21 protein-coding genes and 1 pseudogene are annotated in these 23,240 nt (G+C 65.2%); 10 read left to right on the top strand and 12 right to left on the bottom strand.

Annotation, left to right across the window (positions count from 1 at the left end):
* Positions 1–114: 114 nt before the first annotated feature.
* From AB0O52_RS21095 to AB0O52_RS21080, 4 genes and pseudogenes are all read right to left on the bottom strand, one after another.
* Complete coding sequence (locus AB0O52_RS21095) at positions 115–471, bottom strand: GNAT family N-acetyltransferase (protein ID WP_364541914.1); 357 nt, start codon at positions 469–471, stop codon at positions 115–117.
* Positions 468–1,814, bottom strand: a complete 1,347-nt coding sequence (locus tag AB0O52_RS21090) for an acyltransferase (RefSeq protein ID WP_364541911.1) — start codon at positions 1,812–1,814, stop codon at positions 468–470. The genes AB0O52_RS21095 and AB0O52_RS21090 overlap by 4 nt, the downstream gene beginning before the upstream one ends.
* 143 nt (positions 1,815–1,957) lie before the next feature.
* Positions 1,958–2,173 carry a hypothetical protein gene (locus AB0O52_RS21085; protein ID WP_364541972.1) on the bottom strand — a complete coding sequence of 72 codons (216 nt, stop codon included), beginning with the start codon at positions 2,171–2,173 and terminating at the stop codon, positions 1,958–1,960.
* 308 nt (positions 2,174–2,481) lie between these two features.
* Positions 2,482–3,552, bottom strand: a pseudogene (locus AB0O52_RS21080) (MFS transporter); the annotation flags it as partial.
* Positions 3,553–3,755: 203 nt separating this feature from the next.
* Here AB0O52_RS21080 and AB0O52_RS21075 point away from each other — a divergent pair.
* Both AB0O52_RS21075 and AB0O52_RS21070 read left to right on the top strand, forming a co-directional pair.
* Positions 3,756–4,772 carry an AsnC family transcriptional regulator gene (locus AB0O52_RS21075; RefSeq protein WP_364541909.1) on the top strand — a complete coding sequence of 339 codons (1,017 nt, stop codon included), beginning with the start codon at positions 3,756–3,758 and terminating at the stop codon, positions 4,770–4,772.
* A 348-nt stretch (positions 4,773–5,120) separates the two neighbouring features.
* The gene (locus AB0O52_RS21070) at positions 5,121–7,973 is read left to right on the top strand and encodes an aminotransferase class I/II-fold pyridoxal phosphate-dependent enzyme (protein ID WP_364541969.1); all 2,853 of its coding nucleotides are present in this window, start codon (positions 5,121–5,123) and stop codon (positions 7,971–7,973) included.
* Positions 7,974–7,986: 13 nt separating this feature from the next.
* Here AB0O52_RS21070 and AB0O52_RS21065 read toward each other — a convergent pair whose 3' ends face one another.
* The 4 genes from AB0O52_RS21065 to AB0O52_RS21050 all read right to left on the bottom strand — a co-directional run bounded on the left by AB0O52_RS21065 (position 7,987) and on the right by AB0O52_RS21050 (position 11,883).
* On the bottom strand, positions 7,987–8,379 hold the full coding sequence (locus AB0O52_RS21065; protein ID WP_364541906.1) for a DUF1304 domain-containing protein: 393 nt from the start codon (positions 8,377–8,379) through the stop codon (positions 7,987–7,989).
* A 46-nt stretch (positions 8,380–8,425) separates the two neighbouring features.
* Entirely contained in the window at positions 8,426–9,286 is an 861-nt protein-coding gene (locus tag AB0O52_RS21060; protein WP_364541903.1) for a class II fructose-bisphosphate aldolase, read from the bottom strand.
* A gap of 161 nt (positions 9,287–9,447) precedes the next feature.
* Complete coding sequence (locus AB0O52_RS21055) at positions 9,448–10,347, bottom strand: NAD(P)-dependent oxidoreductase (protein WP_364541901.1); 900 nt, start codon at positions 10,345–10,347, stop codon at positions 9,448–9,450.
* Between the two features lie 18 nt (positions 10,348–10,365).
* Positions 10,366–11,883: a four-carbon acid sugar kinase family protein gene (locus tag AB0O52_RS21050; protein WP_364541898.1), complete on the bottom strand. Its 1,518-nt coding sequence runs from the start codon at positions 11,881–11,883 to the stop codon at positions 10,366–10,368.
* Positions 11,884–12,001: 118 nt separating this feature from the next.
* Here AB0O52_RS21050 and AB0O52_RS21045 point away from each other — a divergent pair, with 118 nt between their 5' ends.
* The 3 genes from AB0O52_RS21045 to AB0O52_RS21035 all read left to right on the top strand — a co-directional run bounded on the left by AB0O52_RS21045 (position 12,002) and on the right by AB0O52_RS21035 (position 14,078).
* Positions 12,002–12,820, top strand: coding sequence for an alpha/beta hydrolase (locus AB0O52_RS21045; protein ID WP_364541896.1), 819 nt, complete (start codon positions 12,002–12,004; stop codon positions 12,818–12,820).
* A 28-nt stretch (positions 12,821–12,848) separates the two neighbouring features.
* A complete protein-coding gene (locus tag AB0O52_RS21040; RefSeq protein ID WP_364541894.1) occupies positions 12,849–13,550 on the top strand; it encodes a FadR/GntR family transcriptional regulator in 702 nt (233 codons plus the stop codon).
* Between the two features lie 318 nt (positions 13,551–13,868).
* Entirely contained in the window at positions 13,869–14,078 is a 210-nt protein-coding gene (locus tag AB0O52_RS21035; protein ID WP_059388369.1) for a dodecin, read from the top strand.
* A gap of 82 nt (positions 14,079–14,160) precedes the next feature.
* Here the strand turns inward: AB0O52_RS21035 and AB0O52_RS21030 are convergent, their stop codons facing one another.
* The 3 genes from AB0O52_RS21030 to AB0O52_RS21020 form a co-directional block, all read right to left on the bottom strand.
* Positions 14,161–14,433, bottom strand: coding sequence for a hypothetical protein (locus tag AB0O52_RS21030; protein WP_364541892.1), 273 nt, complete (start codon positions 14,431–14,433; stop codon positions 14,161–14,163).
* Positions 14,430–14,636, bottom strand: a complete 207-nt coding sequence (locus AB0O52_RS21025) for a hypothetical protein (protein ID WP_364541889.1) — start codon at positions 14,634–14,636, stop codon at positions 14,430–14,432. Before AB0O52_RS21025 ends, AB0O52_RS21030 begins: the two co-directional genes overlap by 4 nt.
* 145 nt (positions 14,637–14,781) lie before the next feature.
* Positions 14,782–15,687 carry a helix-turn-helix transcriptional regulator gene (locus AB0O52_RS21020; protein WP_364541886.1) on the bottom strand — a complete coding sequence of 302 codons (906 nt, stop codon included), beginning with the start codon at positions 15,685–15,687 and terminating at the stop codon, positions 14,782–14,784.
* Positions 15,688–15,851: 164 nt separating this feature from the next.
* Here AB0O52_RS21020 and AB0O52_RS21015 point away from each other — a divergent pair, with 164 nt between their 5' ends.
* Genes AB0O52_RS21015 through AB0O52_RS20995 form a run of 5 tightly spaced genes read left to right on the top strand, consistent with a single transcriptional unit; the run spans position 15,852 to position 20,649 of the window.
* Positions 15,852–16,697 (top strand): aldo/keto reductase, encoded by an 846-nt coding sequence (locus AB0O52_RS21015; protein ID WP_364541884.1) that lies wholly within the window; start codon positions 15,852–15,854, stop codon positions 16,695–16,697.
* A gap of 29 nt (positions 16,698–16,726) precedes the next feature.
* Positions 16,727–17,698, top strand: a complete 972-nt coding sequence (locus AB0O52_RS21010) for an aldo/keto reductase (protein WP_364541881.1) — start codon at positions 16,727–16,729, stop codon at positions 17,696–17,698.
* The gene (locus AB0O52_RS21005) at positions 17,692–18,699 is read left to right on the top strand and encodes an NAD-dependent epimerase/dehydratase family protein (protein ID WP_364541879.1); all 1,008 of its coding nucleotides are present in this window, start codon (positions 17,692–17,694) and stop codon (positions 18,697–18,699) included. The genes AB0O52_RS21010 and AB0O52_RS21005 overlap by 7 nt, the downstream gene beginning before the upstream one ends.
* A 19-nt stretch (positions 18,700–18,718) precedes the next feature.
* Positions 18,719–19,549, top strand: a complete 831-nt coding sequence (locus AB0O52_RS21000; protein WP_364541876.1) for an aldo/keto reductase — start codon at positions 18,719–18,721, stop codon at positions 19,547–19,549.
* 32 nt (positions 19,550–19,581) lie between these two features.
* The gene (locus AB0O52_RS20995) at positions 19,582–20,649 is read left to right on the top strand and encodes a beta-propeller fold lactonase family protein (RefSeq protein WP_364541873.1); all 1,068 of its coding nucleotides are present in this window, start codon (positions 19,582–19,584) and stop codon (positions 20,647–20,649) included.
* A gap of 67 nt (positions 20,650–20,716) precedes the next feature.
* Here AB0O52_RS20995 and malQ read toward each other — a convergent pair whose 3' ends face one another.
* Positions 20,717–22,936, bottom strand: a complete 2,220-nt coding sequence (malQ, locus tag AB0O52_RS20990; RefSeq protein WP_364541870.1) for a 4-alpha-glucanotransferase — start codon at positions 22,934–22,936, stop codon at positions 20,717–20,719.
* Between the last annotated feature and the right edge of the window lie 304 nt (positions 22,937–23,240).

Raw genomic sequence — 23,240 nt, 5'->3', positions numbered from 1 at the left:
CAGCCGAATTTGCATGTGACTTGAATTTTACGCAAGCCCTGGTTACGCGAGCTTGTCGGCGCATGCACACGGGCACGGCCCTGTGGGCTGGAGGAGCCCAGCCCGGCGGAATGACTACTCGTTGTCGGGTTCCCCCACGGGCGGTTCCGGGGGCCAATCGACGTCGAGATCGTAACCCTCGTGCTGGCGCAGATAGGCCGCGATGAACGGGCAATGCGGAATGATCCTCTTGCCCGAGGCCAGCACGTCATCCAAGGCAAAGTGCGCCAGGACCTTGGCCAGGCCGCGGCCTTTGAACTGCGGGCGGGTCTCCGTGTGCAGGAAGTCTATGTGGCCGGGTTTGTCCATAAACTGCGAAATCACGGCTACTTCACCGTCAACCAGAAGCTCGTAGCGGTGGAATTTGTCGTTCCTGACCGTTGTCACGTCCGGGCTGAACGACTCTGCGGTTGGATCCGTGAACTCAGTCATGAGTCGAGATTCGCACGTAAACCTGGCGCTGGCAATGGCACCCCAGGAGCATCGGGAACGGCGGCGGAAAGGACTCCGTCCGGCACCCGTCCCAGCAGTAACACTCCCAGCGCGAAGCACGCCGCTCCCCCGCCGAGAAGGGTCAGCGTGAGTCCGTTGAAGGCGGCGTCCACCACCGGAATGAAGACCACGACGCCGGCAGTCACCACCGCGACGTGCGTCCTGCCGCGCGCGTGGCTGGCCGCCGTCGGGCGCTCCTCAAGCCAGCCGAACAGGAGCAGGACCGGGACTAGAAGCACGAGGACGCCGAGGAGCACCAGCGGGCGGGCCCACCACCATTCGGCCGTACCGGCCGCTGGCTTGGGGAAGTCAGTGAGCAGAAGCAGCCCCGACATGGCTGCGAGCAGGGGCAAATGCCAAAGATAAACCGTCATGGACCGCCGGCCGGCCACGGCCACCACCCAACGGATCCAGCGCACGCCAGCCACCCAGGCAAGGCCGGGGCGCAGCAATTGGAGCGTTGCCGCCTGGGACAGCCCCAGTAACAGCATGCAGAAGTTGGGCGGATTCAGGTCCACGATCATGTTGCCGGAGTAGACGCCAATCCCGGTCACGAATCCCAGCAGCAGGTTGCTGCCGACGATCAATCCCGCGAACCAGCCTCGGCTTCGTCCGGCGAAGATGCCGTCGGCGATGAAGAAACCGAACTGCTGGACCGCGCACCACACAAAGAGCAGGTTGACGTTGGCGAGCATCGGGAACGCCCCGCGCAGGGAGTCCAGGGTGATCACGGCGGCCACGAGCCCGCCGAGGGTCAGCCACGGGGAATGTCCATGCAGCCGGGCAAGCAGGGGAACGCTCAATTGAGTAGCGAGGTAGGCGGCCAGGAACCACAAGGGCATGCCCGCGCCCGTCGCGATGAGCTGGACCACTTCCGGATCGACGCCAAGTAGAGTTGCGGCCCAGAGCCCCACGAACATCGAGGCCAGCAATGCAGTTGCGGGACGGATGAGGCGCAAGAGCCGCAGTTGCGCATAGTCGACGCCGGTGCCGCCGCGCGCACGCAAGCGACGCCACGATTCCAGGCCTGTGATGCCGCCAAGGACGAAGAACAGCGGCACCACTTGGAACATCCACAAGACGGGTTCGAACCAGTGCTGCTCCATGAGCGTGTTTTCGGTGGTGACGGTGCCGTCTGGGTGCAGGACCGGGCTGACCATCATGCAGTGCGAGAGCACCACCAGGATGAGGCAGAAGAACCGGGCAAGATCGATCACGGGATCACGGGAGCGGCCAAACCCGGCCATGGCCACCGACGTCTTTTGTTGCCTCGAGAATCCCATTGCGCTCCCTCGCGAACTGCTGAGACCATTGTGCGCCCGCTCGACGGCGCGAACCATAGCGGGCGACGCCGTGAATTCGTGGGTGCGGCCCGCGAGCTGCGTTCCGGAACGCAGCCGTGGAACCGCACCCACGATCACGGCGTTTAGCGGCGGGCGTTCAGCAGCCGTTCCCGTTGCCGTGGATCGGTTGCCGCCGCGCACGCCGCCAATGCCAGGCCGAAGGCGCCGTCCAGGACCGCGCGGTCCGCGGAAGCGGAGGAGCCGTGGGCAGCAAACTCGGCGGTGTGGTGGGCGGCCCCGCCCACGTCGTAGCCGAGCAAGGGATGGATGCTTGGCACCAGTTGCGAGACGTTGCCCATATCCGTGGAAGCTACTGGATCGTCGCTGAACGCAACAGCCCTCCCCCGGGCTGACATCGCTTGCCGGTAGGCCTCGGAAAGGTACCGGTCCTGCCTGAGTTCGGCGTAGGCATTGCCGGTGGGCGTGACCTTGAGGGCGCTCCCGCTGGCAAGTGCGCCCGCCTCCAGGCAGCGCCGCACGCGTTCCTCGATGGCTCGCAGGTTCTTGAAACTCGGCGAACGCATTTCCACGCTCGCCCGGGCCCGCTCCGGTATGACGTTGACGGCACTTCCGCCTTCCGTGCCCGGGTTCCTGCCTGGTACATGCCAAGGCTCAGGTTGAACATGGCGAAGCCGGCGCAGTAGCCGGCCATAGAGCCGTGTGCAGTTGCCATGACCAGGAAGCCGCCCGCCAGCAGGAGACCGGCGAATACCAGGGTGGCACGTTCGCCGAACAGGCTGAGCGCCTTTGAGGTCAGAAGGGAAGAGAGCAGCGAGAGCACCGATGCGGCCGCCAGGACAATGGCGATCATGAGCGGGCTCAGCGCGAAGCCGTAGCCGGTCTTGTCAGGGTTCGAATACAGGAAGATCCCGTTGGTGCCGAAGTAGCTGATGGAGGCGAAACCGAAGAAGAAGGTGGCCAGTGAGACCGTCCGGATGCGCGGGATGGCGAGCATCCGCAGGTCCATGAAGCGCTTCCCGTTCACGCCTCGAGCGTCCAGGACCACCCAGTAGGCCAAGAGCGCGAGGCCGATGATTCCGGATCCGATTGTCTTGGCATCCAGCCAGCCCCAGTCCGGGCCCATCGAAAGTGCCACCACGAAGCCGATCAGTCCGAGGGAACATGCCAGGAGCGGCACCAAGGCGAGTCCTTCGCGGGTGGGGGTCCCGGCGTCGGGCAGGACGAAGGAACAAAGCAGCCCCACAACCGCGAACGGCACCGCTACCCAGAAACCGAGAGTGGGATCGTCGACGCCGATGATCCCGGCAAGCAGGCCGCCTGCGCCAACCATGATCATGAGCATGCCGATCATCACGCTGACTCCGGTGCGGGTCTGCGCCGGGCTGCTCACCCGCAGGATGCCCATCATCAGCGGGATGAAGCCGACCACGCACGTAAGCATGACAACGCCGATTGTCACCGTCCATAGCGACGGCCACAACGCCATCATGAGGACGCCGGCCGCGACTACCGCCGTCGACCAGCGGAGCACGAGCCTGTAGCCATAGCTGTCGCCGAGCCGCGAGATGATCGGCGTGAGCACGGCAAAGCTCACGTTGGAGATCAGGAAAATGCCGTTGATGGTGGGGTCATCGATCGAAAAGCTCGGCCCGAGGGCGGGGAGGATCGGGTTCAGGTAACCCTGGGTGACTCCACTGAGTGATTCGATCAGGGCCATCGCCACGATCATTCCAGTGATGGTCCGGCGAGCGATGGCCGCCGTCGCTGGAGGTGCTGTCTTGCTTGCCATGTGCTTCCTTGAGTGTTGGGGGCGTCGTTGCCTGGCTTTTGGGATGCGAGCGGGTGATGCGAGTCACAACGTTAGTTTTGCCGTCTACACTGACTAGGAATTTGTTTGAAATCCTCTGAAAATCGTGAATTTTGAAGGAATCGGCCATAATCTCCGAAATTGATCTTGAGATCGTCAATGCGCTACAGATCAGTCCCCGTGCCGACTGGAGCCGCGTGGGGGACGTCCTGGGCTTGTCCGGACCTACCGTCGCGCGCCGCTGGAACTCCCTTGCCGAGCAGGGACTGGCTTGGATCACCCCGGCACCGGGTCCGCGCTATCTAAGCGCAGGCTGGTCGGCGTTCATCAGCCTTTCTTCACTTCCGAGCGAGAATGAAGCCCTCGTTCGCAAGCTGTGCGCGGAGCCGGCATTTGGCACCGTTTCGCTGGTGTCCGGCTCCCACGATCTCTTCGTTGACTGCTTCGCCTCAAGCCACGAAGAACTCATGGACATCGTCACTGGATCCTTCGCCGGGCTCCCTGGAGTGACCCACCGGGAGGTCGTCTTCGTCACCAAGCTGTACCGGCAGGCCTCCGACTGGCGCAGCGGCACGTTGGAGCCGGCGCGGGCCCGGCTCATGTCGGCAGAACCCCTGCCTGCCCCGGCCGCCTACGCACCCGACGGGCTGGATGCGTTGTTGTTGGAAGAACTGGCCCGGGACGGGCGGGCCAGTTGGGCAGAGCTGGGGGCTGCCTGCGGCGTCTCTCCCCAAACCGCACGACGGCGGGTGGAGCGGTTCCTCGCGTCCGGCTACATGACGCTGAGGTGCGACACGTCCGCTTCCGCCCAGCAAGGGCTAAGGGAAGTGAGCCTGATCCTCAACGTGCCCGCCCACCATGTTGACGGCGTCGGGCGCTACTTCGCTGCGCTGCCGAACTGCCGGCTCAGCGCCCAGGTTCTGGGCGCCCAGAACCTCCTCGTAACACTGTGGGTCCGCGACTACTTGGAGGTCCAGGGCCACGAGTGCGAACTGGCGGAGCGCGCGCCAGGAAGCGCCGTGATCTCGCGGCAAGCCGTGGTCCGCAACTACAAACGGCTCGGGCACGTGTTGGACGAGTCCGGACGCAGCCGCAGCGTGGTTCCGTTGCCGCTGTGGCGTGAAGGCTAGCCGCCCTCGCTGCCCGCCCAATCCCCCAACGCTCGCTCACCTATGACACCAAATCCCCCAACGCCCGCTCACCTATGACGCCCAATCCCCCAACGCTCGCTCACCTATGACGCCCAATCCCCCAACGCTCGCTCACCTATGACCGGAAGTGCCGCTCCCATCTGGAAACCCAGACGGCAACCCGAACATTTGCCGTGTGCCGCGACGGCTCGCGGCGTTTAGTAGAGAGTGCTATCAATCCATGACAAAGGAGTCATCGTGGCACGCGCCGATTTCGCGACAGTGCAGTCAGCCCAATTTCCCCTCGCTCCAGCCGCCCTTGCCAGCGGCGCAGCTCTTGGCCTCGGCTTGGCGGCCCGGCCAAACGCCGACGGCGACTCCGGGCCCGGCGGCGAGGTCCCCAGCAGCGCCTGGCGGGTCCGCGCCGATGCCTGGGAGTTTCTTGGCTACGCCGTCAAACAGCTGGCCGCCGCCACATCGCGTTCCGGGGGCGCCCGCCCGTCACGGGAGCTGCCGCGGGAGGTTCGAAGGTTGTTGCCCATGCTGGAATCCCTGGAAATGTATTGGGCGTCTCCGGGGCAGCAATATGTCATGGAATTGCGGGGAATCCTCGAGGCTGGAGAATACCCTGAGGCGCTAAGCCTCATCGAACCGGTCGCACGGCGCGTTGCCGGCCACAACCAACACGCCCAAGAGCCCTCGCCGGACCCCGAACGCGAAGCGGACCGCGTTGAAGAAACCGCCGAATCGCGCAAGCGGTTCGAGGTCCTCGTGGTCGACGACGTCGCCGGCGCCGACCGTGAAGCCCTCCAAACAGAATTGCTCAACCAGCGCCGCCCCGCCGACGCCTTCAATTACGAGCTGGTGTTCGTGCCGAGCTTCGAGGACGCGGTGGTGGCAATCCTGCTCAACCCCGACATTCAGGCGTGTGTATTGCGGCCGGGATTCGTCCCCAAGAGCAGGCAGCGCCTGAGCAGGGATGTGCGCGGATTCCTGGACCGGTTCCTGGGAAATTCACTCCCCGAGCGCCCCTTGGACCGCATCCTGAGCTTGGCCGAGAAACTGGGCGAACTCCGCCCGGAACTTGATCTCTACCTGGTGGCGGGCGTGGGAATCGAAGAACTCGCCGGTTCCTTGACCCGCCAATTCCGCCGGATATTCCGCCGCCAGGACGGCTTGGAACTCCACTTGTCATTGCTTGCCGGCATCGCAGAACGATATGAAGCGCCGTTCTTCCACGCGGTCCAGCAATATAGCCGCAAACCCGCCGGGGTCTTCCATGCCTTGCCGGTGTCCAGGGGCGGATCGGTCATCCATTCCAAGTGGATCAACGATCTTGGCGAGTTCTATGGCCTCAACCTGCTCCTTGCCGAAACCTCCGCCACGTCCGGCGGCCTCGATTCGCTGTTGGATCCGCATGGCTCCCTCAAACAGGCCCAGAAGTTGGCGGCCCGGGCATTTGGTGCCCAAAAATCGCTCTTCGTCACCAACGGAACGTCAACGGCCAACAAGATCGTGCATCAATCGATCCTGGCCCCCGGCGATGTGGTCTTAGTGGACCGGAACTGCCACAAATCGCACCACTACGCCCTCATGCTGGCCGGCGCCCAGGTCTCATATTTGGATGCCTACCCGTTGAACGAATTCTCCTTCTATGGCGCGGTTCCCTTGGAAAGCATCAAGCGGATGCTCCTGGATTACCGCCGGGCGGGCAGGCTCCACGAGGTCAAGATGCTTGCCCTCACCAACTGCACATTCGACGGCATCGTTTACGACGTCGAACGAGTGATGGAGGAGTGCCTCGCCATCAAACCGGACCTGGTTTTCCTGTGGGACGAGGCGTGGTTCGCGTTCGCCGGCTTCCACCACATCTATCGCCGTCGTACGGCCATGGCTTCGGCCCGGTCGCTTGAAAAATCGTTCGTGGATCCGGCCTACGCCCGGAGCCACGCCCAGCAATTGCGCGAGCTTGGGGCGGCAGGCGGCCAAGCGGGCGGCGAGCCCGACGACGGCGGCCCGGGTCCCGGCGTCGGGCACGTCAGCGATGAGCTGCTCCTGAAGACGCGCCTGCTTCCCGATCCGGCCGAGGCTCGCGTGCGGGTGTACTCCACCCAGTCGACCCACAAGACCCTGACGTCCCTCCGGCAGGGGTCCATGATCCACATCCATGACCAGGACTTCGGTCAGTTGAACGAAGAGAGCTTCCGCGAGGCGTACATGACCCACACCTCCACGTCGCCCAACTACCAGATCCTGGCCTCGCTGGACATGGGCCGGCGGCAGGTCGAGTTCGAAGGCTACGAACTCGTGCAACGGCAGGCAGATCTCGCGGTCAGCATCGCCCACGCCGTGGCGAGGCATCCCTTGCTGAGGAAGTACTTCCGCGTCCTCGGCACCCGGGACCTTATTCCCGAGCAGTACCGCGAAACGAGCCGGCAAATGCCGCTCCGCGATGGTCTGGCAGCGATGTCGGAAGCTTGGGAGCGCGACGAATTCGTTGTTGATCCGAGCCGTTTGACCCTGCACATCGGCCTCACCGGCGTGGACGGCGATACTTTCAAGCACGAGTATCTGATGGACAAGTACGGGATCCAGGTCAACAAGACGTCAAGGAACAGCGTTCTCTTCATGACCAACATTGGTACCTCCCGGAGTGCCGTCGCGTACCTCGTCGAGGTCCTGGTCAAGCTGGCCGAGACCTTCGAAGACGAGCAATCCGGCTTGAGTGGCCTGGGGCAGCAGGCCCGCAAAGCCCGCGTTGCCGCGCTGACCAGCACGCCGCCACCGTTGCCGGACTTCAGCCGCTTCGCCGAACGATTCCGCAAGGACGCGGAAACCCCGGACGGCAACATGCGCGCGGCCTACTTCGAGAGCTACAAGGCCGGATCCTGCGAATACTTCAGCGCGGCCGAACTCGCACTAAGGATCGCCGCCGACGAGGAAATGGTGTCTGCCTCCTTCGTCACCCCCTACCCGCCCGGATTCCCCGTCCTGGTTCCCGGGCAGGTGATCACGGAGGAGATCCTGGCCTTCATGTCGGCATTGGATACGCGGGAGATCCACGGCTTCAACCCGGAACTGGGGTTCAGGGTGTTGACGGGCAAGCCCTCGCGACCAGCCTCGACAGGCAAAGGTGAGCGAGGGTCGGGCCGAAAGCCCACATACGTGAGCGAGCGTCGCGCCGAAAGCCCACATACGTGAGCGAGCGTTCCAGTCAGCCGAGCGCGACCGCCAGGATGCCGAGCACGACGGCGAGTAGCGGCGTCGTGCCCTGAAGGACCGCGGCGCGGAGGTACTTTTTGCCGCTCAGGGCCAGCACGATTGCCGCCAACAGCATGGAGCCGCACGAACTGAAGACGAGGGTCCAGCCCACCTGCGGATGACCAAGTGCGACAAAGACGATCCCGGCGAGCGCCCCCATGGCGAGGAAGAGGTTGTAGAAACCCTGGTTGTACGCGAGGGGCCTGGTGGTTTCGGCGTCGGACTGGGAAGCGACGCTGAAGCGCTTCCACGTGGCCGGACGGGTCCAGGTGATGGACTCCATGCTGAAGATGTAGACGTGCAACAAGCCGGCAACGAAGGCGAAAATGAGGGAGGCCAGGATCATGTGCTGATCCTAGCCTCCCTGCGTTTCCCGGCTTCGCTTCCCGCGACTAGCTGCTGAGCATGTCCAGGGTTGCTCCGGCGAACGTCGAGGCGGCGGAACTCCAGCGGCCCAGCAGGCCTTGGAGGTTTTCGCCGTCGGCCCGGTGCACGGTGGTCTCGGCCTCGAGTGTGGCAAGAATGCCGGTGCGGAGCTCGGTGTTGAAGTTCACCTTGCCCACGCGCATGGTTGTGGCCTTGACCAGGTCCGCTGCCGGGATGCCCGACGCGCCGTGGAGCACGAGCGGAAGCTCCGTGCGCGAGGCAATGTCCTCCAGCACTTCCCAGTGCAGCTTGGGCTCGCCGGTGTAACGTCCGTGCGCGTTTCCCACGGCCACGGCCAAAAGATCGGCACCGGTGCGGGAAAGGAAGTCCTGCACCTGGCCCGGGACGGTCAGGCCTGCGGGATGGGCTTGAACATCCACCCCGAAAGCCTTGTCCTCGTCGCCGGCGAGCCCGCCGAGTTCCGCTTCAATCACGACGTCGGAGCTACCTTGCGCGTCGAGTGCGGCACGGACTCCGCGGACCAGGGCGACGTTTTCCTCGAATGGGAGCGACGAACCGTCGGCGAGGACGGCGTCGGCACCGGCGGCCACGGAATCACGGATGACATCCAGGTCCGAGGCGTGGTCCAACTGAACTGAGACCGGCACGCTGGCGTCGTCGGCCAGGGCCCGCAGCGCCGTGGTCAGCCGCAAACCGGCAAGAGATGCGGCCGTCTTCGGTGCCACCAGCAGGATGACCCCTTGTCCGGACTTCTCGGCAGCGGCCACCACGGCCAGGGCGGTGGTGAAGTCGTAGCAGGTGAAGGCCGGGACGGCTGCCCCTCGCTCCAGTGTGGAGCCCACAAGTTCGTCAAGGCGTACACGCATCAGTGGGCCAAGCCCCCCACCAGGATCCAGGCGACATGGCTGGGCAGATGATCAGGATTCAAGGGTGTGTCTTCCTTTGACAGAACCGGCCTGGACTCGAGGCCGGCAAGAGGGCGACGACGGCGAAGGGGGACCGCCGTCGTCGCACGTTGTGCGAGGGGCTAGTTTGTGCGCCGGGTGGGCGCGACGACCTTGATCACAGCGGAGTCGTCGGCGGCGGCGAGGCCCTGGGCCTGGCCGAGGAGGTAGAGCTGTTCGGCAGCGGCGGCGACGGGCGCAGCCAGGCCGGCGGCGCGCGTCGCCTTGCCGACGATGCCCATGTCCTTCACGAAGATATCCAAACGGCTGAGGACCTCGGCACCATCCGCGTCGTAAGCCTCGAGGATGCGGGGGCCGCGGTTGGACAGCATGAACGAGCCGGCGGCACCTGCTTCCATGGCCGCGAGGGTCTTGGCCTGGTCAAGGCCGAGGGCGTCAGCGAGCGCCATGGCCTCGGCGGCAGCGGCGATGTGCACGCCGCACAACAGCTGGTTGACGGTCTTGAGGGCCTGGCCGTCGCCGGGTTTGTCGCCCACGATGCTCAGGGTGGAGGCCAGCAGTTCCAGGGCGGGACGGGCCTTTTCCTGGGCGGCCGGCGTCGCGCCCACCACGATCAGGAGGTCGCCTTCGCCGGCACGCTTGGGGCCGCCGGAGAGGGGCGCGTCCACGAGCTCGACGCCGTACTCGGCCAAGCCGGCGACGGTGGCTGGAATGGCTTCGGTACCTACTGTGCTGCCAAGGATCACGACGGCGCCCGGCTTGAGCACAGGGGCGACGCCGTTCTCGCCGAAGAGGACGTCGTCGAGTTGTTCGCCGTTGCGCACGGCAAGGAGCAGGGCGTCGGCGCCTTCGGAGGCTTCGCGCGCCGAAGGAAAGGTGCGGATTCCGGCGTCGGCCGCGAGCTTCAGCCGCGGTTCGGCGATGTCGAAGCCGTGGACGGTGAGCCGGGTTGCCAGGCGGGTGGCCATCGGCAGGCCCATGGCGCCCAGGCCGAGGACGGCGACGGTGTAATTGCTGGTCATGGTGTTCTCCGTTGAATGTTAGAAGGTGGCGCTGAGCTTGCGCGTTACCTGCGCGAGGGATTCGTCGTCGCCCACGTTGCCTGCGAAGACGATGTACGGGATGCCTTTCGCGGGTCCGTCCACCGGTTCCCACAGCGAGACGATGCCGGGCAGCATCGGGCCGCGGACAATCGCATGGCGGATTTCCAGGCCGTGCGCGGCCACGTCCGAGGACGTGATGCCGCCCTTGGCGATGACGAAGCGCGGCGGGAAGGTCTTGAGCGTCCGGTTCACGATCGCGACGACGGCGGCAGAGACGGTGCGGGCAATCTTCAGGCTCGCTGCGGCGTCGTCGGTCTTGATGAGAAGGCGGCTCGTGTGGACGATGACGTCGCCGTCGCGGAGGGCGTCGACGACGGCGGCGACCGTCTCGTCCAGGTAGGCTTCCACGCCGCTAGCGAGAAGCCTCTCCACGTCGATCTCAATGATGCGGGCTGCGCTGTGCTGGGCCGTCAGGGTGTTGAGCTGGCGCGTGGTGAGGCCGACATGCGAGCCGACAACGATCAAGCCACCGGCCGTGGAGGGTGTGTTGCCTTCGTAGGCTTCCTCGCCGCTGAGCGCTTCGCGGATTTCCTGGCCGATACGGCCGCGGACGAATGGCGGACCCACGCGGTAGAGCAGCTTCTTGCCGCGGCGTTCGGCTTCTTCCAGCCCGAGGGCCAGCGCGCGGAGGTCGTTCTCGGTGACGATGTCCGCGACGATGGGCGTGGAGTTCGTGGCCGGTTCGATCGCGTCGGCGATGGCCTTGGCCGAGAGTTCGGGATCTCCTGCGGATCCGTTCGCGGCAGCCGCGCCGGAACGGATGATGTTCAGGTCCAGGACGATCACATCGTCGGCGGCGAAGCGGCCCTGTGACTTTTCCTCCACATATTTGGCCATCTCGGAGTTGGCGAAGCCGAAGCTCGCGTCCTTGGCGAACTCGGTCTCGGAAACCGGGGTGAGCTTGCCGGCGTCGGCCCCGGTACCGCGCATGTAGTGCACGCCTCCGATGGTGACTCGTCCGGCGTCGGGAAACGCCGGGACGATCACGACGCCGTCGGTGGCCTCGCCGGTGACGTCGGCGATCGTGGCGGCAATGACGTCGGGTTCCAACGGGTAGTGGCCGCGGAGGGTGGAGTCGGAGCGGCTGACGAACCCCAAGCGAAGCTTGGAGCCGCCAGAGTGCCCGCCCGCCGCGGCGAGGGCGTTGCGCACGATTTCCTCGTTGCGGGCCGCGGCCTCAACCGCGTCCAGGCTGCGCGTGTTGGTCAGCACATAGACCGCGGGCTGGGACCGGCTCTGCGCAATGTGGGCGAACGCCCACGTGAAATCGGTGACCTCCCAGCGGGTGAGTACCGGCAGGTTGGCGACTGATTGGGTGCCCGTGGGGTCGTCGTCGAGGACTACCAGGACGCGGGGCGAGGCTGTGGAAGACGCTGCTACGGCGTCGGCAACCAGCTGAGCGGGGATCTGGATTTCCGCCGGGAAGGCGGCCAGAACATCGGCTTCAAGGGTCACTTGCACTCCATCGTGGTTTCGAAGGTAAATGTAAGATGTCAGACATCTAGTATTTGAGTGCTAGTGTGACACACCCGCTTTCACCTGTGCAAGTGTCAGCGGTCACTATGCTTGGCGCATGCTTCAAGAGCCTCCGGCCGCGCTACATGTGGACATGCGCCTTCCGGCAACCGCGGCCCCCACGACGCCGGGACAACCGTCCCAGCCTCCCGTCCTGTTGCTGCACGGCTGGGCCTCGACATCGGCCTATTGGGAGCCACTCGCCACCGAACTGCTCGACGCCGGGCGAATCGCCTGGATCGTCGATTTGCCCGGGTATCACCGCGGGGACGTCTTGCCTCCGAATTTCCGGTGGACCCTGGAATCAGCGGCCGATTCCGTTGCTGCCGCTGCTCCCCGGCACGCGTCGCCCGTCCACATTGTGGGGCATTCAATGGGCGGCAGCGTGGCGCTGACTCTGGCGGCAAGGCATCCGGAAATCGTGGCCAGCGTGGCCCTGATCGGCATGGTTCCGGCTCCGCCGAACGAAAGCTTCAAATCGATGCTCGAATCCCAGCTAGGGCAAGGTTTCATTGACGATGCGACGCGCGCGAAGTGCATGAAGGCCTGGTTCGGGGATTTGTCCCCCGAGGACCACGACTTGCTGAGCCGGGGGTTTGGACTGCCGTTCGAGATCCTCGGACCCAGCGGACTCGCGGCGATGGCCGGAGTGGCTATGGACATCCCCGAAAAGGTGACTGCACCGACGCTGGTGATTGCCGGCGTCGGGGACCGGTTACGCTCGCTGGACCAAGCGGAAGCCTTCGTCGCAGCCAGCCCGCTGCGGAGGCTCGTGGCAATCCCCGACGCCGGGCATAGCGTGCATTGGGAGCAGCCGCATGCTTGCGCAATTGCGCTCGGCGCGTTTTGGAACGAAAGCCGGCAGCCACCAGCGTAAGATGTCAGACATCTAGGAACGGAGCACCATGGCACGCAAGTCGTTGGTCGGTGTCGTCGCTGACGAACTGCTGGACCGCATCGTCGCGGGCGAATTTCCGCCGGGAACAGTGGTTCCCGGCGAACTCGAACTGAGCGCCAAGCACGAAGTCAGCCGCATGACCGTCCGCGAGGCCATGAAGACCCTCGAAGCCCAGCGAATCCTCAGCGTGGAACGCGGCCGGGGAACATTCGTCAACCCGCTAAACCGCTGGGCGTCCCTCGAAGCGGTATTGCGTGCCGTTTCGGAGGGAAAGAATGACGCAGCAGCGTCCGTCCAACTCATCGAGCTGCGCCGCATGTTCGAGACCGGCGCCTGCGAACTCGCCGCGTCACGGGTCTCCCCCGAGGAGATCGACCAACTGCAGGTTTACGTCTCCGCCATGCAGAAAGCCCACGATTCCAATGACGTGCGCGCGTTCGTCGAAGCGGATCTGGGCTTCCACGACGTCATCCTGCACGCCTCCGGCAACGTCTTCGTGGCCGTGCTCTTCGAACCCCTGCACCGCGTCCTGGAAACCCGGCGCACCCAGACCTCGCAAATCCCCGATATCCAGCAGCACGCGATCGGACATCACAGGGCCATCCTGAAAGCCCTCGAAGCCGGCGACGCCCCCCGCGCCCGCGAGGCCATGGACGCGCACATGCAGCAGACCCTGGACGACCTCAGGACGTACGTCCTAGAGGCCTAGCCCCCGGTCCCCGGACGCCTGGGACGCTCGCTCACATATCCGGGCCATTCCAGAGACCCTCGCTCACATATACGTGCCAATTTCCCAACGCCCGCTCAGATCATCTGCATTAGGGTTCCGCCGAAAGGCCTCATAGGTGAGCGAGCGTTCCGCCGTTTGGCACCATAGGTGAGCGAGCGATCGACCGAAAAGCACCATAAGTGAGCGAGCGTCGGCGGGGTCCAGACCCCTAGTCCCCCGGCCCTGGGTCGGCTAGTCTGCTTTCACGGCCTGCCAGGCCCGCAGTTCAGGCATCAAGGACGATCATGAGGAGCAAGAATGGCTGACCACACATACAGCGTTTCTGAAATTGTTGGAACTTCGTCCGAGGGCGTCGACGCCGCCATCAGGAACGGGATTGCCGCCGCAAGCCAGACCCTCCGGAATCTCGACTGGTTCGAGGTCAAGGAAATCCGCGGCCACCTCAGCGAGGGCGCCGTTGCCGACTGGCAGGTAACCATCAAGCTCGGATTCCGCCTGGAGCGTTAACAAGCGCTCAACACCCCGAAACCGACGATGGCCGTCAACCTTTCTGTGGAAAGGCTGACGGCCATCAGTTGCGAGGCTGGACTCACCCGCGGGTCCAGACTTGGACGGGGTCACCGCCACAGAGGAGACGCCGGCCACGGCCGGCGAATTCGATCCACAGGAATTCGTGGTCCGGGGAAACTTCGTCCACAAGGCCGGCGTCGAAGCCCCATTTGTCCTCGTGGATCCAGACGATTTCGCCCCGGCTGAGTTCCGACCATTTCGACGGCGGCACGCGAAGTGCCGCTCCAGCGGGCCGTTGGGCCGACGTCGTGAAGTGGCTTGGGCCCCACACGCCCAAGGTTTCAGGACTCATCGGGACTCAGCGAGCAGGTACTGGCGGTGCCAGACTGTTGCCGCGCCGTTGTGGGAGGGGAAGACGTGGCCTTCGAAGAACGTGCGCACCACATCGGGTTCGCCTTCAGGGCTCCACTGACCAGACGCGGGGCAATGCGAACCCGTGGTTCCCGCGGACCCGGCGGTGGTTGCCCGCTCCCTCAGCAGCGCGATGCGTTTCATCGTTGAATTCCATCCTTGATATGCGAAAAGGTCTGGATTCAGCGTAAACGCGATTCAAAAGCCGCCCAATGGGCACATAGACAAAATCACGCCGATTCACTATGCACCAGCACAGTGACGTAGGGCACTTTTGGCTGAAACTCGTTCAGCTCTCGCCCATTGCATGACGCTCGGACAACTCCGGGCTCGTCGTCGTCGTTTCCGCGCCCAACGCCGTTCCCGCACCAAAGCTGCCCAGCAGCTTCAGGGCGTCGTCCGACGGCGAGCCCGCCTTCGCGGAGTAGACCCGCAAGACTTGGTCCGGGTCATCCGGCAGGGCCAGATTCTCGAAGTTCAGTTCCACGTCCCCCACGGCGGGGTGGTGCAGGCGCACAGTTCCGGCTGAACGCGCGGCCACTCGATGCCCGGCCCACCATTGGCGGAAGTGTTCGCTGTTTACGGCGAGTTCGCCCACGAGCTGGTTGGCTTGGGGATCGTCGGGGTGCCGCCCGATATCCGCACGCAGGGAGCCCGCGGCTTCCGCGGCAACCGTCTTCCAGTCCCGGAACAGTTCGCGTGCCTGGGGGTCCAGGATCAGCCAGCGCGTGAGGTTTCGCTCGGCGGGAGGCATGGACGGGAAGTCGGCAAACAGCAGGACCGCCATGCGGTTGGCCCCCAGCACGTCACTCCGCCGGCCAAGCAGGAGCGCCGGAACGTCGCCCACAGCATCGAGAAGTTGGCGCAAGGCCGGCCGCACCCGCGGCGTGGGAGTCGGCGCTTTGGGGCTTGACGCGCAGTGCTCCAGGAGGTCCATCATGTGGGTGTGCTCGCTTGAGTCCAGGCGAAGTGCCCGCGACACCGATTCAAGGACCGCCCGGGACGGATGGATGTGGCGACCCTGTTCGAGGCGTGTGTAGTAGTCGGTGCTGACATCGGCCAAGCGGGCAATCTCTTCCCTGCGCAGCCCTGGAACCCGGCGCGCGCCGGAGGCTTCCGGCAATCCCGCATCCTCCGGCGACATCCGGGCACGCATGGCTTTGAGGAATTTTCCGAACTCCGCGCTTTGTCCCATGTCCCCATTCTTCCCTCCCCGGGGGCTTGTTTCTATGGCCAAGGTAGGACTGCGAGTCCTAGGAAAAACAGGGGGCGTCAAAACTGCTGATTGTTTTGCCGAAAGTGCATAGGCTCGAAAAAGCCATTCAGGCAATACACCCACCAGCGACGAAAGGGCCGGACATGTCCAACGCTCAGAATTCAACCGTTCCCGGGCTCGTCCTGAACAACGCGGTCACCATCCCCCAGCTCGGCTTCGGCGTCTTCCAGGTCCCACCTGCCGAGACCCAGAAAGCCGTCGAGGACGCACTTGAAGCCGGGTACCGGCACATCGACACCGCCGCGGCGTACCAGAACGAATCCGGCGTCGGCGCAGCGATCAAGGCTTCCGGCATCAACCGGGAAGAACTCTTCATCACCACCAAGCTCCGCAACGGCGAACAGGACCGGGCAGCGTCAGCGTTCAACAACAGCTGCCGCGAACTCGGCCTCGACGTCATCGACCTCTACCTGATCCACTGGCCCGTGCCGTCCCAGGGCCTGTTCGTCGACGCGTGGAAGGCCCTGGAAAAGATCCATGCCGACGGCGGCGCCCGGGCAATCGGCGTCTCCAACTTCCTGCCGGCCCACCTCGACACGCTTCTGGCCTCGGCCGACGTCGTTCCCGCCGTCAACCAGATCGAATTGCACCCCACCTTCCAGCAGCGGGAACTGGCAGCGAAGAGCCGCTCGCACGGGATCGCCGTCGAGGCCTACAGCCCGCTCGGGCAGGGAGCGGACCTGGGATCGGCAACGGTCACCGAACTCGCCGAAACGCACAATGCCACCCCGGCACAGATCGTCCTGGCCTGGCACTTGGGAACCGGCAACATCGTCATCCCCAAGTCCGTCCACCCGGAACGGATCCGCCAGAACCTCGCGGCCGCGTCGTTGCAGCTCACCCCGGATGAACTGGCAGCCATCAGCGCGCTCGACGCCGGTGCCCGCCTCGGCGCCGACCCCGCCGTCGCGTCCTTCAGCCAGATGTAGAAACCACCACAGCGTAAGGAGCCCAAACCATGCAGTACACCCACTTGGGGCGCTCAGGCCTTAGCGTCTCCCGCTTGTGCCTCGGAACAATGAACTTCGGCCCTCAGACGGAGGAATCCGCAGCGCACTCCATCATGGATTCCGCGCTGGATGCCGGCATCAACTTTTTCGATACCGCCAACGTCTACGGCGGCCACGACAACCGGGGTTGGACCGAGGAAATCCTGGGCCGCTGGTTCGCCAAGGGCGGCGAACGCCGGGAACGCGTCGTCCTGGCCACCAAGCTCTACGGAACCATGACCGACCGCCCCAACGAGTCCAAGCTCTCCGCCCTCAACATCCGGCGCGCGTTGGACGCCAGCCTCAAGCGCCTTCAGACCGATTACATCGACGTTTACCAGTTCCACCACGTGGACCGGAACACGCCATGGGACGAGATCTGGCAGGCCATCGAGGTTGCCGTCCAGCAGGGCAAAATCCTGTATTCCGGAAGCAGCAACTTCGCTGGCTGGCACATCGCCCAGGCCCAGGAGGCCGCCGCGCGGCGCAACTACAACGGACTGGTGAGCGAGCAGTCCATCTACAACCTGCTCACCCGCAACGTCGAACTGGAGGTCATCCCGGCGGCCCGGCAGTACGGCCTCGGGCTGATCCCTTGGTCGCCGCTTCACGGCGGCCTCCTGGGCGGCGTCCTGAAGAAGGAGCGCGACGGCGTCCGTCGCCTTGAGGGCCGCGCGGCCGAGACCCTGAAGAAGCACGAAGACCAGATCCGCCAGTACGAGGACCTTGCCGACGACCTTGGCCACGAGCCCGGCGATGTGGCCTTGGCTTGGTTGTTGCACCAGCCGGCCGTGACCGCGCCGATCGTGGGTCCGCGCACGCAGGAGCAGTTGGACGCCGCCGTCAGGGCATTGGATGTCAGCCTTGACGCCGACGCCCTCAAGCGGCTCGACGACATCTTCCCGGGCCACAGGACCGCGCCGGAGGACTACGCGTGGTGACTTCGGCACCGTTGCGCCTGCTGTTCATTGGCGGGACCGGGACCATCAGTGCGGCGGCGGCGGAGCGCGCCGTCGCACTGGGTCACCGGCTCACCGTGCTCAATCGCGGACTGAGCACGGAACGGCCAGCCCCTCCGGGCACGGAACTGCTCCAGGCAGATATCCGCAACGCCGCCGAGGTCGCGGCGGTGCTGAATGGCCGCGAGTTCGACGTCGTCGCGGACTTCATCTCTTTCACCCCCGAGCATGTGTCCGCCGCGGTCGACCTGTTCCGCGGCCGGACCGGTCAGTACGTGTTCATTAGTTCGGCTTCGGCCTACCAGAAGCCACCCGCACACCTGCCGATCCTTGAGTCGACCCCGTTAAGGAACCCGTTCTGGAAGTACTCCCAGGACAAGATCGCGTGCGAAGACCTTCTCACCCGGGCCTACCGGGAAGAGGGTTTTCCCGTCACCATTGTTCGGCCGTCCCATACCTATGACCGCACGCGGATCGCCCTTCTGGGCGGCTGGACGGACATCCATCGGATGCGGGAAGGCTTGCCTGTGATAGTCCATGGCGACGGCACCTCGCTGTGGACCCTCACCCATGCGGAAGATTTTGCAGTGGCCTTCGTTGGACTCCTCGGCCGGGCGCAGGCTGTGGGTGAAAGCTACACCATCACCTCGGACGAAGCACTCCCGTGGGACCAGGTCTACCGGCTCTTCGCGACGGCGGCAGGAGTGCCGGACGCCGAACTGGTGCACGTCGCCTCGGAGACCATTGCCGCGCACTACCCGGAGCTTGGTCCCGGGCTTCTCGGGGACAAGTCCCACTCCGTGGTCTTCGACAACACCAAGATCAAAACGCTGGTTCCCTGGTATCGGGCAGAAATTCCGTTCGCGGCAGGCGCGCGTGAGATCGTCCGGTGGCATGATGAACATCCAGGCATCAAGCACGTGGACCCGGACTTCATGAAACTCAGCGAGCAACTGGTCCAATGGTCACGGAGGCCGATCTAGCAACTGAAAGGACAGGACCATGGCACTTGCTCCCACCGTCAGGCTCAATGACGGTAATGCCATTCCGCAGATCGGCCTCGGAACCTGGCCGCTCGACGACGCCCAGGTCGCCGCGGCGGTGGTGTCCGCCGTCGAGCTGGGCTACCGGCACGTCGATACGGCGTTCCGCTACGGTAACGAGTCCGGCGTCGGGCAAGGCGTGCGGGACTGCGGCATCCCGCGCGAGGAACTGTTCATCACCACCAAACTGGACGGGACCCACCAGGGCCGCGATCGCGCCGTCGACGGTCTTGAAGGCTCCCTCAAGCGCCTTGGGCTGGACTACGTGGACCTCTTGTTGATCCACTGGCCGCTCCCCCAACGGAATGAATTCGTGTCCACCTGGGAGACTTTCGAGCGGCTTCAGGCTGAGGGGAAGGTGCGCTCGATCGGCGTGTCCAACTTCAAGCCCTCGCATCTCGAAAGGCTTCTGGAGGAAACCTCAGTGGTGCCGGCCGTCAACCAGATCCAGATCTCGCCGTCCATCACCCGGATCAATGAGCGGGCCTTCAACGCCAGCCATGGCATCGTCACGGAATCGTATAGTCCATTGGGCGCCGGTCGCGATCTCCTGAACGCCCCGGTCTTGGCGGCCATCGGGAAGAAACACGGCAAGACTCCCGGTCAGGTCGTGCTGCGCTGGCACGTCCAGGAGGGGCTCGTGGCCATCCCGAAGTCCGCCAATCCGCTGCGCATGAAGGAAAACCTGGACGTTTTCGACTTCGCCTTGGACCACGACGACCTGTCCGCGATCGCCACCTTGGACGCGGGTGCCGACGCCGGTGTCGACTCGGATGTACAAGGCCACTGACGCAGTATCCCATCACCAACACCGAGGACGGCATGGCAGAGAACATCGACGGGACGCTCATCTGGGCAGGCGCGTACACCGCGGACAGCGACGGGCGCGGAACGGGCATAGGCGCAGTTGCGGCGCGTGAAGATGGCAGCCTTGCATGGCTGGGCACCGCCGTCGAAGCACCGTCGCCGTCGTTCCTTGCCGTGCATCCCACACTGCCGGTGGTCTATGCGGTAGCCGAGGCCGCCCAAACAGTCCGGGCGTACCGGAGGACCGGGCCGTTCGGCCTTGAACCCCTGGGCGGAGCCTGGCCGGCCGGAGCTGCCGCCTGCCACGTCGCCGTCGACCCGTCCGCGCGCTTCATCGTGGTCACCTGTTGGGGCGACGGCAACGTGCTGCTGTACGGGCTCGACGACGACGGCGGCATCAGCTCGCGCTTTGCCGCTCCGCAGGCGAAGGACCCGCACGCCGGCGTCGACGGCGGTATCGACATCGCCACGGGCGGCCCGCGGGTGAGCCGCGCCCATGCCAGCCTCATGCTTGAGGACGGCCGTATCATGACCACCGACCTCGGGTTCGACCTCGTGCGGGTATGGAACTACTTCCCCGACTCCGGCCTACTCCCCGACCACCAAGTCGCACTCCCCATGGGCAGTGGCCCTCGGCACTTGGTCCAGCACCCCTCTGCCGACGCCGTGTTCGTGGTGACCGAATACTCCATCGAAGTGGTGGTACTCCTGCCAGCCGCGGACGGCCGCTTTGTGCTCCATCGTCGCGGTCCCGCCACGGTGAGTGGCGCGGCCGACGGCGATGCAGCCGCCGAAATCGCGCTGTCCCCGGACAATCGCTTCGTCTACACGGGCGTCCGCGGCTCCAACCGGATCTCGGTACTGGCCGTCGAAGGCAGCGGAACCCGGCTCCGTCCCGTGGCTGACGTGCCCAGCGGAGGAGACTGGCCCCGCCACCACCTGGTCCGTGACGGGTGGCTCCACGTGGCGCACGAGCGTTCCAACCAAGTCACAACGTTCGCGCTGGACCCTGCCACCGGCATCCCGGGCGAAGTCTTCGACCAGCTCAACGTCGGTTCCCCCACGGCGTTGGTCATAGCGTGATCCAGGCGTGAGATCTCGCTCCTTTCGCAGCCCGAAAGAGGCGAGATCTCACGTCTCGATGCCGCACCTAACCCCGTACAGCCTCGTCCACAGCCGCCAGCAAGGAGTTGAACCGCGGGTTCGTGTCGAGGTCATCGATGAGTACGGCCCGTCCGCGTTCGTCGGCTAGAGGCACTTGCCAGTTGGGGTAGACCGCCGACGTCGTACCGGGCTGGTTCTGCACCCTCCGCTCCCCTACGGCGTCCACCAGCGCGACGCCGAGCAGGACCGACGGCGCGAGGGCCAGCAGCCGGTGGAGCGCCTCGATGACCTGCTCCTCGCCAATCTCCTGGCGGCCGTGGAATCCGGCAGTGTCGAATCGGGCAGCAGGCAACAGGCCCCGCTCCCGCAGCAACCCCATCATCTTGTCCAGGCTGGCCTCGTGCTCGGCCCGTTCCTCGGCCACGCTTCGTTCGAGCAAGCCCAGCTGGCTCCGGAGCTCCACGTGATCGCCGGCGAGGTACCCGGCGGTCGGCGGGAGGTCGTGGGTGTTGACGCTGGCGAGTGCCTGCGTTCGGTAACGTTCGGGCGGCAGGGGCGAGTCGCCGTCGTACTCGAACCAGAGGATCGAGGTGCCCAGGATGCCGCGGGCCGCGAGGTAGTCCCGCACCCACGGTTCGAATACGCCCAGGTCTTCGCCGATGACCACCGCGCCCGCGCGGTGGGCTTCCAGAGCGAGGATGCCGATGAGGGCCTCGTGGTCGTAGCGGACGTAGGCGCCGTCGCGAGCGGAGTTGCCAGCGGGCACCCACCACAAACGGAACAGCCCCAAGATATGGTCCACACGGATTCCGCCGGCGTGGCGGAGCACGGTGGAGAGCATCGCACGCAGCGGCGCGTAGCCCGCCTCGGCCAATCGGACCGGGTGCCACGGCGGCTGGTTCCAGTTCTGGCCGAGCTGGTTGTACATGTCCGGTGGTGCGCCCACACTGACGCCCGGCGCGAAGCTGCTGCGCAGGGTCCAGGCGTCGGCGCTGCTAAGGTCCGCTCCGACGGCGAGATCGTGCACCACTCCCAGGCGCATCCCGGAACGCTTTGCCGCGGCCTGGGCTGACTCGAGCTGCTCATCGCAGATCCACTGAAGCCAGCGGTGGAACCCAATCCGATCAGCCAATGCCTGGCGCATGGATTCAATCTTGGGCGAACCGAGGGTGGCCGCGGGGTCTTGCCAGAAGGGGTCGTCCGGCGACCGGTCCTCGCGGATGGCGCACCAAAGGGCGAAATCGTCCAAGCCCGGGCCGGACTCACGGCAGAACTCCTCGAACGCGCGCTGCCTGGCCGGAGAAAGCTTGACCGAGTGAAGGAGTTCCAGGGCAGCGAGTTTGGCGGCGAAGATCTGGTCCCGGTCCAGCCGTTCCCCGTCCTTGTTGAGTGCGTGGACGTGATCCAGCAGCCGGTCCACCGTAGCCCGCTTCCTGGGCTTGACATATGCCAATTCGGGAATTTCTTCAATGCGAATATAAATGGGGTTGAAGAACCGCCTGGTGGACGGAGAATACGGCGACGCTTGAACCGGAGGCACAGGATCCGCGGCATGCAGCGGATTCACCAGGACATAGTCGGCGCCGCGGGCGCCGGCCAACGACGCCAGATCGGCCAGGTCGGCGAAATCCCCGATGCCCCATGAGCGCTTTGAGCGCACCGAGTACAGCTGCGTTGCGAGTCCCCAGCCGCGCCGTTCTTCGAGCGGTGCCGCCGTCTGCAATTTGGCTGGAACCACCGCGAGCACCGCGGTGGCCGTCACGCCGTCGGACTCGGCGGTGAGCGAGTGCCAGCCGAGGGGCAAACCGGCAGGCACCTCAAAGGTGGCACGGCCCGTGGGCACTCCATCCACATCGCGCGGCGGCGCCCAGTCCTCCCTCTGGGCGGCAGCAAGTTCCGTTCCGTCCTCGAGCGAGATCGTCAGGCGTGCTGGCGAGCCGTCGCGCACGTGCACGTGGACAGCTGCCGTGGTTCCCTCCTGGACGACGACGGCGGGCGGCAGCATCCGCCGCCACGGCGCCACTTCCACGTCCGCGAGGGCCGCCTCGATCTGCTCGTTGGAATGAGCGGCGACTCCCAGTGCGCCCAGCACCTGGATCAACGTGGTGGGAGAAACGTCGTGTTGCATCCCGTCCCAGCCGTGGAAAGATGTCCCGACCCCATGAGCGTCCGCGAGCCGGTGAAGCAGGCCCTCGTCAATGGCTGTGTTCGGGGTGGGGGGCATCCCCGTGGCGTCGGTGGCGTGCTGGATGGGAGTGTTGGTCATGTCCGCCTCGTCTGCGATGTGATTCGTCCGAAGGTGCATACCGCCCCGCGTGCAACTCGAGCGAGGCAACTGGTTCCGATTATTGCAGGGCGGTGGGTGCAGTCGCAGTTATTCCGACACCATGACGCCCCCACCCCGAAACCCCCGCTCACAAACACGCCCCCAACCCGAAACCCTCGCTCACAAACACGCCCCCAACCCGAAACCCTCGGAAATTGTCAAGCTGTGTGGAGTCACTGGGCTAGTTTTTGGGGTGTTTTGGTCTCGGGCAGGTTGATCCCGACGTATTGTGCGGGGGCCGGTG

Source organism: Arthrobacter sp. NPDC080073, from assembly GCF_040686575.1.
Classification (GTDB): Bacteria; Actinomycetota; Actinomycetes; order Actinomycetales; family Micrococcaceae; genus Arthrobacter.
This window is presented reverse-complemented; position numbering and strand designations above follow the sequence as displayed.

Coding starts and splice junctions, on each gene's coding strand:
- AB0O52_RS21095 (WP_364541914.1), bottom strand. CDS start 471: ATGACTGAGTTCACGGATCCAACCGCAGAGTCGTTCAGCCCGGACGTG.
- AB0O52_RS21090 (WP_364541911.1), bottom strand. CDS start 1,814: ATGGGATTCTCGAGGCAACAAAAGACGTCGGTGGCCATGGCCGGGTTT.
- AB0O52_RS21085 (WP_364541972.1), bottom strand. CDS start 2,173: ATGGGCAACGTCTCGCAACTGGTGCCAAGCATCCATCCCTTGCTCGGC.
- AB0O52_RS21065 (WP_364541906.1), bottom strand. CDS start 8,379: ATGATCCTGGCCTCCCTCATTTTCGCCTTCGTTGCCGGCTTGTTGCAC.
- AB0O52_RS21060 (WP_364541903.1), bottom strand. CDS start 9,286: ATGCGTGTACGCCTTGACGAACTTGTGGGCTCCACACTGGAGCGAGGG.
- AB0O52_RS21055 (WP_364541901.1), bottom strand. CDS start 10,347: ATGACCAGCAATTACACCGTCGCCGTCCTCGGCCTGGGCGCCATGGGC.
- AB0O52_RS21045 (WP_364541896.1), top strand. CDS start 12,002: ATGCTTCAAGAGCCTCCGGCCGCGCTACATGTGGACATGCGCCTTCCG.
- AB0O52_RS21040 (WP_364541894.1), top strand. CDS start 12,849: ATGGCACGCAAGTCGTTGGTCGGTGTCGTCGCTGACGAACTGCTGGAC.
- AB0O52_RS21035 (WP_059388369.1), top strand. CDS start 13,869: ATGGCTGACCACACATACAGCGTTTCTGAAATTGTTGGAACTTCGTCC.
- AB0O52_RS21030 (WP_364541892.1), bottom strand. CDS start 14,433: ATGAGTCCTGAAACCTTGGGCGTGTGGGGCCCAAGCCACTTCACGACG.
- AB0O52_RS21025 (WP_364541889.1), bottom strand. CDS start 14,636: ATGAAACGCATCGCGCTGCTGAGGGAGCGGGCAACCACCGCCGGGTCC.
- AB0O52_RS21020 (WP_364541886.1), bottom strand. CDS start 15,687: ATGGGACAAAGCGCGGAGTTCGGAAAATTCCTCAAAGCCATGCGTGCC.
- AB0O52_RS21015 (WP_364541884.1), top strand. CDS start 15,852: ATGTCCAACGCTCAGAATTCAACCGTTCCCGGGCTCGTCCTGAACAAC.
- AB0O52_RS21010 (WP_364541881.1), top strand. CDS start 16,727: ATGCAGTACACCCACTTGGGGCGCTCAGGCCTTAGCGTCTCCCGCTTG.
- AB0O52_RS21000 (WP_364541876.1), top strand. CDS start 18,719: ATGGCACTTGCTCCCACCGTCAGGCTCAATGACGGTAATGCCATTCCG.
- AB0O52_RS20995 (WP_364541873.1), top strand. CDS start 19,582: ATGGCAGAGAACATCGACGGGACGCTCATCTGGGCAGGCGCGTACACC.
- malQ (WP_364541870.1), bottom strand. CDS start 22,936: ATGACCAACACTCCCATCCAGCACGCCACCGACGCCACGGGGATGCCC.